This is a genomic window from Streptomyces sp. BBFR51 (assembly GCF_044591655.1).
Lineage (GTDB): Bacteria > Actinomycetota > Actinomycetes > Streptomycetales > Streptomycetaceae > Streptomyces.
Genome location: NZ_CP172448.1, coordinates 5675326 through 5687569 on the forward strand (window position 1 = coordinate 5675326; position 12244 = coordinate 5687569).

At 69.4% G+C, this 12244-nt stretch carries 11 protein-coding genes; 6 read left to right on the plus strand and 5 right to left on the minus strand.

Annotated features, from left to right (window positions below; all coding sequences use genetic code 11):
• Window positions 1-130: 130 nt before the first annotated feature.
• Window positions 131-895, minus strand: coding sequence for a GntR family transcriptional regulator (locus ACGH7X_RS26095; protein WP_217167591.1), 765 nt, complete (start codon window positions 893-895; stop codon window positions 131-133).
• Window positions 896-1348: 453 nt separating this feature from the next.
• Here ACGH7X_RS26095 and ACGH7X_RS26100 point away from each other — a divergent pair, with 453 nt between their 5' ends.
• The 4 genes from ACGH7X_RS26100 to ACGH7X_RS26115 all read left to right on the plus strand — a co-directional run bounded on the left by ACGH7X_RS26100 (window position 1349) and on the right by ACGH7X_RS26115 (window position 6035).
• Entirely contained in the window at window positions 1349-2626 is a 1278-nt protein-coding gene (locus ACGH7X_RS26100) for an extracellular solute-binding protein (RefSeq protein WP_399888656.1), read from the plus strand.
• Window positions 2627-2722: 96 nt separating this feature from the next.
• On the plus strand, window positions 2723-3709 hold the full coding sequence (locus ACGH7X_RS26105) for a carbohydrate ABC transporter permease (protein WP_399888659.1): 987 nt from the start codon (window positions 2723-2725) through the stop codon (window positions 3707-3709).
• Window positions 3706-4536, plus strand: a complete 831-nt coding sequence (locus tag ACGH7X_RS26110) for a carbohydrate ABC transporter permease (protein WP_399888662.1) — start codon at window positions 3706-3708, stop codon at window positions 4534-4536. Before ACGH7X_RS26105 ends, ACGH7X_RS26110 begins: the two co-directional genes overlap by 4 nt.
• Window positions 4537-4544: 8 nt before the next feature.
• Complete coding sequence (locus ACGH7X_RS26115) at window positions 4545-6035, plus strand: glycoside hydrolase family 3 protein (RefSeq protein WP_399888665.1); 1491 nt, start codon at window positions 4545-4547, stop codon at window positions 6033-6035.
• Window positions 6036-6139: 104 nt separating this feature from the next.
• On the opposite strand, the gene nagB is transcribed toward ACGH7X_RS26115, so the two are convergent.
• Both nagB and ACGH7X_RS26125 read right to left on the minus strand, forming a co-directional pair.
• A complete protein-coding gene (gene nagB, locus ACGH7X_RS26120) occupies window positions 6140-6925 on the minus strand; it encodes a glucosamine-6-phosphate deaminase (RefSeq protein ID WP_226025261.1) in 786 nt (261 codons plus the stop codon).
• Between the two features lie 148 nt (window positions 6926-7073).
• Window positions 7074-7826: an SDR family oxidoreductase gene (locus ACGH7X_RS26125; RefSeq protein WP_399888668.1), complete on the minus strand. Its 753-nt coding sequence runs from the start codon at window positions 7824-7826 to the stop codon at window positions 7074-7076.
• Window positions 7827-7913: 87 nt separating this feature from the next.
• Between ACGH7X_RS26125 and ACGH7X_RS26130 the strand changes: the two genes are divergently transcribed.
• Window positions 7914-8594 carry a TetR/AcrR family transcriptional regulator gene (locus tag ACGH7X_RS26130; protein ID WP_399888671.1) on the plus strand — a complete coding sequence of 227 codons (681 nt, stop codon included), beginning with the start codon at window positions 7914-7916 and terminating at the stop codon, window positions 8592-8594.
• Between the two features lie 437 nt (window positions 8595-9031).
• Window positions 9032-10498, plus strand: coding sequence for a sensor histidine kinase (locus tag ACGH7X_RS26135; RefSeq protein WP_399897360.1), 1467 nt, complete (start codon window positions 9032-9034; stop codon window positions 10496-10498).
• 168 nt (window positions 10499-10666) lie between these two features.
• Here the strand turns inward: ACGH7X_RS26135 and ACGH7X_RS26140 are convergent, their stop codons facing one another.
• Window positions 10667-10924: a WhiB family transcriptional regulator gene (locus tag ACGH7X_RS26140; protein ID WP_003973730.1), complete on the minus strand. Its 258-nt coding sequence runs from the start codon at window positions 10922-10924 to the stop codon at window positions 10667-10669.
• Window positions 10925-11244: 320 nt separating this feature from the next.
• Window positions 11245-12213 (minus strand): diacylglycerol/lipid kinase family protein, encoded by a 969-nt coding sequence (locus ACGH7X_RS26145; RefSeq protein ID WP_399888674.1) that lies wholly within the window; start codon window positions 12211-12213, stop codon window positions 11245-11247.
• Between the last annotated feature and the right edge of the window lie 31 nt (window positions 12214-12244).

Here is a 12244-nt window from a genome sequence, read left to right on the forward strand (position 1 = left end):
TCGTGCAGTGCGCACGAAAATGTAGGTGACGGTGTCAAGACAGCGGAAGACCTCGTCCGTATATCGGTCCTCAACTGCAACTTCGCGCCCGCGCGCGAGGTGGAATGACCGGAGATGTGCCGGATATGTCCTAGTCCTGGGGACGCTTGAGGCGGGCCACGAACTTGTAGCGGTCGCCCCGGTACACCGAGCGAACCCACTCCACCGGCTGTCCCGTGCGGTCCTGCGAGTGCCGGGAGAGCATCAGCATCGGCAGGCCCACGTCGGTGCCGAGCAGGCCGGCCTCGCGCGGGGTCGCCAGGGAGGTCTCGATGGTCTCCTCGGCCTCGGCGAGATGGACGTCGTACACCTCGGCGAGCGCGGTGTAGAGGGAGGTGTACTTCACCAGGGAGCGGCGCAGGGCGGGGAAGCGCTTCGCGCTGAGGTGGGTGGTCTCGATGGCCATCGGCTCGGCGTTGGCCATGCGCAGCCGCTCGATGCGCAGCACCCTGCCGCCGGCGGTGATGTCCAGCAGTCCGGCGAGCCGGTCGTCGGCGGTGATGTAGCCGATGTCCAGCAGCTGCGAGGTGGGTTCGAGCCCCTGCGCCCGCATGTCCTCGGTGTACGAGGTGAGTTGCAGCGCCTGCGACACCTTGGGCTTGGCGACGAAGGTGCCCTTGCCCTGGATGCGCTCCAGGCGGCCCTCGACGACCAGTTCCTGAAGGGCCTGGCGCACGGTCGTGCGCGAGGTGTCGAACTCGGCGGCCAGAGTGCGCTCCGGCGGGACCGGCGTGCCCGGTGTCTGTGTCCGGGTCATGTCGAGCAGATGCTTCTTCAGACGGTAGTACTTGGGCACGCGCGCGGTACGGACGGTCGCCCCACCCTCGTTCTCCGCACTGCTGACGTCGGTGCTCATGCTCTGCCTTCCCGGCTCCGGGTGCCGAAGCGACCACTATCCCTGTCGGCCACGGCTCACATCGTGGCACGGCTTCGTGCCGGGATGGCCCCGCACGCTCCGTGATCCCTTCTGTATACCTCCGAGGTCCCCCTTGGTCTAGTCCACAGGTGGGTTGGGCGTCGCTGGTACGCGCGTTCGCAGCCGTTCGGGCACATCGTTCGGCGGGTGGTGGTACACCCGGTCCCGGTCCGCCCGATCTGTGGCTTGCGCAATGAAAGGTCCCTGCATATCTCGGTCCCATCACGGACGGCCGGACTGAGTTTGAACACCCTTGACAGGCCTATTGGTCTGGGCCAAGCTCCCCGTACTGGTCTACACCATTGGTCCAGGTCCCGGCCCCATGGGCGGTCCGCGTCGACGAGCAACCGCGGGGAGGCAGGGGGGTTTTGTGGCATCCCTGAGGAGGGTGGCGTGAAGCGCAAGCTGATAGCCGCGATCGGTATCGCGGGCATGATGGTCTCGATCGCGGCATGCGGGGGCGACAGCGACGACGACGGCAAGAAGGCCGGAGCCGACGGCTACGCCGGCGAGACGCTCACGGTGTGGGTGATGGACGGGTCTTCGCCGGACGGATGGCAGAAGGACGTCGCCGCGGAGTTCGAGACGAAGACCAAGGCCAAGGTCAAGTTCGAGGTCCAGCAGTGGAACGGCATCCAGCAGAAGCTGACCACCGCCCTGTCCGAGGAGAACCCGCCGGACGTCTTCGAGATCGGCAACACCCAGACGCCCGCCTACGCGAAGACCGGCGGCCTCGCCGACCTGGCCGACCTGAAGAGCTCGATCGGCGCGGACTGGTCCGATTCCCTCAACGAGTCGTCCGTGTTCGACGGCAAGCAGTACGCGGCGCCGTGGTTCGTGGTCAACCGTGTGGTCGTCTACAACAAGAAGGTCTGGGCGGACGCGGGGATCAAGGAGCTTCCCAAGACCCGCGACGAGTTCTACAACGACCTCAAGACGATCGGTGAGAAGACCGACGCCGAGCCGATCTACCTGCCGGGCCAGAACTGGTACCACTTCGTCGGCCTCGCGATCGGCGAGGGTGCCGAACTGGTCAAGAAGGACGGCGACAAGTACGTCTCCAACCTCGACGACCCGAAGATCACCGCCGCGATGGAGACCTACAAGAAGTTCCAGTCTCTCTCCAAGGCGCCCAAGGACAAGGACGAGGCCACCCCGCAGCAGGGTGAGGTCTTCGCCAAGGGCAAGACCGGCGCCTTCATCGGCATGGGCTGGGAAGCCGGCATCGCCATCGAGGCCAACCCGGCGATCGAGAAGGACCTCGGCTACTTCACCATCCCGGGTGCGAGCGCCGACAAGCCCGAGGGCGTCTTCCTCGGCGGCTCCAACCTCGCCGTCGCCGCGGGCAGCAAGAAGCAGGACCTCGCCAAGGAGTTCCTGAAGATCGCGCTGTCCGACAAGAACGAGGGCGCGCTGGCCAAGGCCAACGGCGTCATCCCCAACAAGGACGCGCTGCAGAGCAACCTGAAGGGCAACGCCGCCGCGGAGGCCGCCGCGCCCGCCGCCGCCGGCGGTGGCACCACGCCGCTGATCCCGGAGTGGGCCGCGGTCGAGAACCCGCCCAACCCGATCAAGACCTACATGACCGCCGTGCTGAACGGGAAGTCCCCGGCCGAGGCGGCCAAGCAGGTCGAGGGCGAGTTCAACAAGCGCCTGTCGCAGCAGCAGTAACACCGGGTCGGCCGGGGCGGGGCAGCCGTACGACGGCCCCGCCCCGGCGACCGTACGCGGGTCGACGTACACAGGTCGAGAAGAGAGAACGCGAGCATGACCGTGCAGACCGAACGGCCGCCCTCGGGCCCGGCGGACGTCCGCAAGGCGGACGGCGGGGCATCCGGCGGGGCGGCGAAGAGAGCCGCGTCCCGTGCCGGCGGGCTCACCCCGTACCTGTTGCTGCTGCCCGCCTGCGCGGCCACCGTGCTGCTGCTCGGCTGGCCGCTGGTGAAGGACGTGTTGCTGTCCTTCCAGAACCTCAACATGGGACAGCTGATCCAGCATGTCACCGAGTGGAACGGGGTCGACAACTACAAGGAGACCCTCACCAGCGAGGACTTCTGGCGGGTCACCCTCCGCTCGATCGCCTTCACCGCGGTCAACGTCGCCCTGATCATGGTTCTCGGCACTCTGATCGGCCTGCTGCTCGCCCGCCTCGGCAAGCGGATGCGGTTCACCCTGCTGCTGGGCCTGGTGCTGGCCTGGGCGATGCCGATCGTGGCCGCCACCACCGTCTACAAGTGGCTGTTCGCCCAGCGTTTCGGCGTCGTCAACTGGGTCCTGGACAAGCTCGGCTGGCACTCCATGGCCGACTACAGCTGGACCAGCAGCCAGATGTCGACGTTCTTCGTCGTCACTCTGCTGATCGTGTGGATGTCCATCCCGTTCGTCGCCATCAACCTCTACGCGGCGACCACCACCATCCCGAAGGAGCTCTACGAGGCCGCGTCCCTCGACGGCGCCGGTGCCTGGCGGAGCTTCACCACGGTCACCATGCCCTTCCTGCGGCCGTTCCTCTATGCCACGACGTTCCTGGAAGTCATCTGGGTCTTCAAGGCGTTCGTACAGGTCTACCTCATCAACGAGGGCGGCCCGGACCGGCTCACGGAGATCCTGCCCGTCTACGCCTATGTCGAGGGTGTCGGCAACCAGCACTACGGCATGGGCGCGGCGATCGCGGTGCTGACCATCCTGATCCTGCTCGGCCTGACCGCCTACTACCTCAGGATCGTGCTCAAGCAAGGGGAGGACGAGCTGTGAAGCGCTCGCTCTTCGGCCGCCTGTGGCCCAACGTCACGGCCGTCGTCCTGTTCATCGGATTCGTCTTCCCCGTGTACTGGATGTTCGCCACGGCCCTCAAGCCGACCGGCGACATCCTCTCGGAGGACCCGGTCTGGTTCCCGACCGAGATCACCTTCGAACACTTCAAGACCGCGACCGACGTCGACCACTTCTGGACGTACGTCACCAACTCGCTGACGGTCACCGTCCTCGCCGTGGTCTTCTCGCTGGTGATCGCACTGGCCGGCTCCTTCGCCCTGGCGCGGATGCGCTTCAAGGGGCGGCGCGGCTTCGTCATCGGCTTCATGCTGGCCCAGATGGCGCCCTGGGAAGTCATGATCATCGCGATGTACCTGATCGTGCGGGACGCGTCGATGCTGAACAGCCTGGTGCCGCTGACCCTCTTCTACATGATGATGATCCTGCCCTTCACCATCCTGACGCTGCGCGGCTTCGTCGCCGCGGTGCCCAAGGAGCTGGAGGAGTCGGCGATGGTCGACGGCTGCACCCGCGCGCAGGCGTTCCGCCGGGTCATCCTGCCGCTGCTCGCGCCGGGTCTGATGTCCACCTCGCTGTTCGGCTTCATCACCGCGTGGAACGAGTTCGCCCTGGTCCTGGTGCTCAACAAGGACGCCGAGGCCCAGACGCTGCCTCTGTGGCTGTCCAGCTTCCAAACCCAGTTCGGCGACGACTGGGGTGCGACCATGGCCGCCTCCTCCCTGTTCGCGATCCCGATCCTCATCCTCTTCGTCTTCCTCCAGCGCAAGGCCGTCAGCGGCCTGACCGCCGGCGCCGTGAAGGGATAACGCCACCCATGACGACCATCGCCAGGGCCACCGACACCCTCACGCGTGACGCGCTCACCGTCCTCCAGCCCGGCTTCACCGGCACCACCGCCCCCGACTGGCTGCTGCGCCGGCTCGGCGAGGGACTGGCGTCCGTCGCCCTGTTCGGGCGCAACGTCACCTCGCCCGAGCAGGTGGCGGCCCTGACCGCACAGCTGCGCGCCGAGCGCGAGGACGTGCTGGTCGCGATCGACGAGGAGGGCGGTGACGTCACCCGGCTCGAGGTGCGCACCGGCTCCTCCTTCCCCGGCAACCACGCCCTCGGCGCGGTGGACGACGTCGGCCTCACCCGGGCGGTGGCCGCGGAACTGGGCCGCCGGCTCGCCGCCTCGGGCGTCGACTTCAACTGGGCCCCGTCCGCCGACGTGAACTCCAACCCGGACAACCCGGTCATCGGGGTGCGCTCCTTCGGCGCCGGCACCGACCTGGTCGCCCGGCACACCGCCGCCTACGTCACCGGCATGCAGTCCGCGGGCGTGGCCACCTGCACCAAGCACTTCCCGGGCCACGGCGACACGGGCATCGACTCCCACCACGCCGTGCCGCTCATCGACGTGGACTTCGACGTGCTGGCGGCACGCGACCTGGTCCCGTTCCGCGCGGCCATCGCGGCCGGCAGCCGCGCGGTGATGAGCGCCCACATCCTGGTCCCGGCCCTGGACCCGGACCGTCCGGCAACGTTGTCCCGGCGGATCCTGACCGACCTGCTCCGGGGCGAGCTGGGCTACGACGGGCTCATCGTCACCGACGGCATCGAGATGAAGGCCATCGCCGGCACCTACGGCATCGAACGCGGCACCGCCCTGGCCATCGCGGCCGGTGCCGACGCGATCTGCGTGGGCGGCGGGCTGTCCGACGAGGGCACCGTACGGCGGCTGAGCGACGCACTGGTCGAGGCCGTCCGCACGGGCGAGCTGCCCGAGGAGCGTCTGGCCGACGCGGCGGCACGCGTCCGGGCCCTGGCCGGCTGGACCGCGGCGCACCGGACGGACGCCCGGACCGGGGACGCCGTGGACGGCGACGTGGGCCTGCGCGCGGCCCGCCGCGCCCTGCGCGTCACCGTCGCCGAGGAGTTCACCCCGCTCACCGAGCCGCCGTACGTCGCCGCCCTCACCCCGGTGGCGAACATCGCGGTCGGCGACGAGACCCCCTGGGGCATCGCCGCCGAGCTGTTCCGCCTGCTCCCGGGCACCGAGACCGGCAGCTTCAGCGGAGCGGACGCCGGGAACGAGGCGCTGGCCGCGGCCGGCTCACGCCGGATCGTCGCCGTCGTCCGCGACGAGCACCGCCACCCCTGGATGGCGGCGGCCCTCGACGTCCTGCTGGCGGCCCGGCCCGACACGATCGTCGTCGAGATGGGCGTCCCACGTGCCGAGCCCCGCGGCGCCGTCCACCTGGCCACCCACGGCGCGGCCCGCGTCTGCGGACTGGCGGCGGCGGAGGCCATCGCGGGCGCCTGACCAGCCCGTCGACGACACACCGAAGGCGCCGACCCCGCAGCGGGGTCGGCGCCTTCGGTGTGTCGTCGAGGCGGGGGAGGGGCCGTCGGGGGTCCCGTCGGGGGTCAGATGCCCTGCCAGTCGGGCTTGTGGGCGTAGGTGTGCCGGAAGTAGTCGGCGAGCTTCAGCTTGGAGGCGGCGGCCTCGTCGACGACGACCGTGGCGTGCGGGTGCAGCTGCAGCGCGGAGGCCGGGCACACGGCCGCGACCGGACCCTCGACGCTCGCGGCGACCGCGTCCGCCTTGCCCTCGCCGGTGGCGAGCAGCACCACGTGCCGGGCCTCCAGGATGGTGCCGATGCCCTGCGTGATCACGTGGTGCGGCACCTGCTCGATGTCGCCGTCGAAGAAGCGCGCGTTGTCGACGCGGGTCTGCTCGGTCAGCGTCTTGATCCGCGTCCGCGAGGCGAGCGAGGAGCACGGCTCGTTGAAGCCGATGTGGCCGTCGGTGCCGATGCCCAGCAGCTGGAGGTCGACCCCGCCGGCTCCGCCGAGCGCCCGGTCGTAGGCCTCGCACGCGCCCTGCACGTCCGCGGCCGTCCCGTCGGGGCCCATGAACGCGTCCATGCCGATCCCCAGCGGCTCGAGCACCTCGCGCCGCAGCACGGAGCGGTACGACTCGGGGTGTTCCGCGGGCAGCCCCACGTACTCGTCGAGCTGGGCGATCCGTGCCCGCGCGGTGTCCACGGCACCCGAGCGCACCTTGGCCGCCAGCGCCTCGTACACGGGCAGCGGCGTCGAGCCGGTGGCCACCCCGAGCAGGGCGTCGGGCTTGCGCCGGAGCAACTGCGCCATGGCCTCGGCTATGAGTTCGCCGCCCGCCTTGGCATCGGGAACGATGACAACTTCCACGCTGGCCTGCCGTTTCGAAGAGAGGACTCACCCGGGGCCCGGGACTGGCTATGTGGTTTAGACCAATCTAACAGAGCAGGGCCCCGCGGGCGCGGCGAAACGGTCAGGCGAGTGGCGGGGTCACGGTGTTGGCGTCACGGTGTCGGTGTCACGTCAGTGAACCTCCCGTCGCGTCCACCCAGCTTCCGGTGACCCACCGGCCCCCGTGCGAGGCGAGGAACGCGACCACGTCGGCCACTTCGGCCGGGGCCCCCACCCCACCCAGCGCGGAGAGCGCCGCCGCCCGCTCCCAGCCTTCCGGGCTCCCGTGCAGCAGCGCGGCCGTGTTGTCCGTGTCGATGATGCCGGGTGCCACCGAGTTCACCGTGATGCCGCGGGCGCCCAGCACCTTGGAGAGGTCGCGCGAGAAGACGTCCAGCGCGCCCTTCGTCATCGCGTACGCCATGTTGTCCGGCATCGCCGCGGTGCGGGCCAGTCCCGACGAGATGTTGATGACCCGGCCGCCGTCGCGCAGTCGTCCCATGCCGTGCTTGAGGATGAAGAAGGGCGCCTTCACATTGACCGTGAAGACCGCGTCGTACTCTTCCTCCCCTATATCGCCGATGGGTCGGGTGCTGCCGATCCCGGCGTTGTTCACCAGGACGTCCAGCCCGTCGGCGTGCCTGTCGAACTCCTCCCACAGGGCCTCGGCGGCCCCCGGGACGCGCAGGTCCGCCCCGATCGCGAAGGCCGAGCCGCCGGCGGCCTCGATCGCTGCGACCGTCGCCTTCGCCGCCGCCTCGTTCCTCCCGTAGTGCACCCCGACCCGTGCGCCGTCGTGCCCGAGCCGCTCGGCGATCCCTCGCCCGATTCCCCTGCTCGCCCCCGTGACCAGTGCCGTCCTGCCCGCAAGCACGCCCATCCCGACGCCCCCTTCACATTCGCTAGTGGTCGCTACAGATATGACCGTACAGCAGTCCCGCGACATTTCTCTAGTGCCCGCTATAAAATGCACTCCATGGTGAGCGGCGAGAAGAGCGGTCGGAAGAGCGGCGAGAAGAGCGGACGGTCCTCGGCGACGTCCGCCCGTGCGGGCGTGGGCAGGACCCGCGGCCGCCCGCGGTCCTTCGGCCGCGCCACGGCACTGGAGGCGGCGCTGCTGGCCTTCTGGGAGCACGGCTACGAGGCCACGTCCGTCTCGGACCTGACGCGGGTCATGGACATCGGCGCCCCGAGCCTCTATGCCGCCTTCGGGGACAAGCGCTCGCTCTTCGAGGAGGTCGTCCAGGAGTACGGCGTGCGCTACGGCGCCTTCGGCGATCGGGCCCTCGCCGAGGAGCCGACCGCGCGCGCGGGCATAGAGAGGATGCTGCGCGAGGCCGCCGCCGAGTACACCGCCCCCGGCCGGCCGCACGGCTGCCTCGTGATCCACGCGGCCGCGAACTGCTCGACCGCCGAGGTCGAAGAGTCCCTGCGGGAGCGGCGCAACGCCAACATCGCCGCGATCGAGAGCCGGATCGGCGCCGACGTGTCCGAGGGCATACTGCCGCCGGACACCGACGCCGCCGGCCTCGCCCGGTACACCGGCGCGATGATCCAGGGCATGTCCCAGCAGGCGCGCGATGGTGCGAGCCGGGCGGAGCTGGAGGCACTCGCGGAAATTGCCCTGGCGGTCTGGCCCCGCGTGTGAGCCATCAGGGTTAGGCTTCTGGCGGCTGCTTCGACGTCCGCACGGCCGTCAGAAGCCACCAACAACAAACAACGTCCACCGCATGGACACGGTTAGTGGTCTAGTCCACAATGGTCACTGAGGCACTGACCACGCCGCTCACGCAAAGTGATCGTCAGGCTTCCGCCCTCCCCGCACAGGAGGGTGGACCGAGGAACCGGAGCTCTCTGCCCTGACTGCCCCGGCTCCTCATCCTTCGGCCGACCGGGACCGCACACCCCACGGCCGATGTTGCTCCGGGCTGCGGTGCCGGGAGGGCTGAGGGTCCCTCTCAGGCGCCGCGGCCCGCGGGTGTTTCCGGGGGCCGTTGAGGCCGGGTCGGGGGCGGGGGAGCGGTGAAGACTGGCTGGTTTCGATCGCTGTCCGTACCGCCAGGTACGCTCAGCCCCGTGCCCTCCATGAACGAACTCGTACGCCAGCACACAGCACTCGACGACTCCGACCTCGAGTGGCTCCATCTGCTGGTCTCGGAGTGGCAGCTTCTCTCCGACCTCTCCTTCGCCGACCTGGTCCTGTGGGTGCCCACCCGCGACGGCACACGCTACGTCTCCGTCGCCCAGATGCGGCCCAACACCGGTCCCACCTCGTACCAGGACGACATGGTCGGCCACCTCGTCCCGCGCGGCCGGCGGCCCATGCTGGACGCCGCCCTGGACGAGGGCCGGATCGTGCGCGAGGGCGATCCCGAGTGGCGCGAGGAGGTCCCGGTCCGCGTCGAGTCCATCCCGGTACGACGCCAGGGACGCGTCCTGGGGGTCATCGCCCGCAACACCAACCTGCTCACCGTGCGTACACCGAGCCGCCTGGAGCTCACCTACCTGCAGAGCGCCTCGGACCTCGCCCAGATGATCGCGGCCGGCGCCTTCCCGTTCGAGAACCAGCAGGTCGACATGGACGCCTCGCCGCGCGTCGGCGACGGCCTGATCCGGGTCGACGGGGACGGCACCGTCCAGTACGCCTCACCGAACGCGCTGTCGGCCTACCACCGCATGGGCCTCGCCGCCGACCTGGTGGGTCATCACCTGGGCCGGACCACCGCCGAACTCGCCCCCTCCCGGGGCCCGGTGGACGAGGCACTCGCCAAGGTGGCCAGCGGCTGGGCGCCGCGCGAGTTCGAGATCGAGGCGCACGACGGAGTGATCCAGTTCCGCGCGATCCCCCTCAAGCCCAAGGGCACGCGCATCGGTTCGCTGGTGCTCCTGCGCGACGTCACGGAACTGCGCCGCCGTGAGCGCGAATTGATCACCAAGGACGCCACCATCCGGGAGATCCACCACCGGGTGAAGAACAACCTCCAGACGGTGGCGGCCCTGTTGCGCCTCCAGGCCCGGCGCATCGAGTCCGACCGGGGCCGCGAGGCGCTGGAAGAGGCCGTGCGCCGGGTCGGCTCGATCGCGATCGTGCACGAGACGCTCTCCCAGAACCTGGACGAGCGCGTGGAGTTCGACGAGATCGCCGACCGCGTGCTGGCGATGGTGGCGGAGATCTCGCCGGGCAAGGTCACCGGCCGGCGCACCGGCCGCTTCGGCATCCTCGACGCCGAGGTGGCGACCCCGCTGTCGATGGTGCTGACCGAGATCCTGCAGAACGCCCTGGAGCACGGCTTCCGGGACGGCGACACCGGCACGGTCGAGGTCTCGGCGGTCCGTGGCGGGACGGCCAAGGAGGCCCGGCTCCTGGTCACCGTCCAGGACGACGGTGTCGGTCTGCCCGAGGACTTCGACCCGCACCGGTCCGGCAACCTCGGCCTGCAGATCGTCCGCACCCTGGTGGAGGGCGAGTTGGGCGGCACCTTCGACATGGTCTTGGCCCCGGAGCGCGGCACCAGGGTGATCCTCGACATCCCGGTGCCCGCGGCGAAGTAGCCCGTCCTGGGACAGCAAAAAGCCCCGGACCGGTGAAGGTCCGAGGCCAGTGCTCGTGCGATGCATCGTCCGATGCGCTCGGGGGTACTGCGCGCTGCGGCTCGGGAGCGGGGGTTGCGTACTCGCTGTACGCGCCGCCAAGCTGAGGCTGTCAGTAGGGGTGGGTTGTCAGGCGGAGGCCTGACGAGCCCGGTTGCGGGCGGCACGGCGCTTCATTGCGCGGCGCTCGTCCTCGCTGAGACCACCCCAGACGCCGGAGTCCTGGCCGGACTCGAGCGCCCACTGCAGGCACTGCTCCATGACAGGGCAGCGACGGCAGACGGCCTTGGCTTCCTCGATCTGCAGCAGCGCGGGACCGGTGTTGCCGATGGGGAAGAAGAGCTCGGGGTCTTCCTCGCGGCAAACGGCGCGGTGACGCCAGTCCATGGCTGCTACCTCTCCTTGGTATTACATGCTGGGATGCTTGTGAATGTGAACGCTTTCACGAATCCCTCAACAAGGGAAGGGCCTAGCGCCAGGTTCCCTGGCGTGGTCCTGTGGTTTGAAGAGGGGTTCCGGTGATCTGTGGATGCCGGTCTTGCGGGCTGTCCCGATCGCCAAGAAGAGACTCGCAAACCTCGGCGGCGGATACAACCCCTTCCGGAAAGTTTTTTTTGATTCTTCGGTGTCGACTAGGTCACAGCCGTACTTCCATGGGGTGGACCCTGGCCTAAACGTTCGAGTGAAAGGACTTTCGCCCCTTCTGCTCACACAATCACACGCAGTGCACGGCGTACGCCTGTGAACGTCACGCTGGTCCGCAGCCCCAGGTGGTCACCGTCCATCTGGAGGGGCAGGGGCACCTTCGAATGCAAGGTGAAGTCGGTCAGATCGTGCAGGGAGACCGCGTGCCGGCCCCGCGGACCGCGCTCGGGGGACGAAGTGAGCAACTGGGTGCCATACCGGGCAACCGCGGCCGTCGAGAGCCTGCTGAGGCCGAAGACGTCGAGCGCGGTGTCGAACGAGGCCTCGGGCGACGCGTAGATCGGGCGGTTGCCGAGAAACGTCCAGGGACACGTGTTCGAGACTATGGAGAGCACCAGATCCGTGATCGGGTCCTCGCCCGCCCGCTCCAGGGTGATCGTCCCGCTGCGGCGATGCGGCTCGCCGATGAGCTGGCGCACCACCTGGCGGACGTAGAGGGCGTGGGTCGACTTCTTGCCGCGCTCGCGGTGCTGCTCGACCCGGCCCACCACGCCGGCGTCGAATCCCAGTCCGGCGTTGAAGGTGAACCAGCGGGCCGGAACCGCCTCGTCCTCCGAGCCCGGCGTACCCGACGCCAGGCCGAGTCCGACGGTCCGCTGGCTGCCCTCGCGCAGCGCGTCCAGCAGGGCGCCGGTGGCCTCCACCGCGTGGTTGGGCAGACCGAGGGCGCGGGCGAAGACGTTGGTGGAACCTCCGGGGACCACCGCGAGTCCGGGCAGGTGCTCCGGATCGGGGCCCGCGTGCAGCAGACCGTTGACGACCTCGTTCACCGTGCCGTCGCCGCCGAGGGCCACCACCAGGTCGATGTCGTCGCTCTGCGCCGCCTGCCGGCCGAGGTCGCGCGCGTGGCCGCGGTACTCGGTGGTGACCGCCTCCAGCTTCATCTCGCTCGCGAGCGCGTGGATGAGCACGTCGCGCGTACGCGCACTCGTGGTGGTTGCCGCCGGATTGACCACGAGAAGTGCACGCATGGTTTGCAGGGTACCTACTGGGTGGTACTCG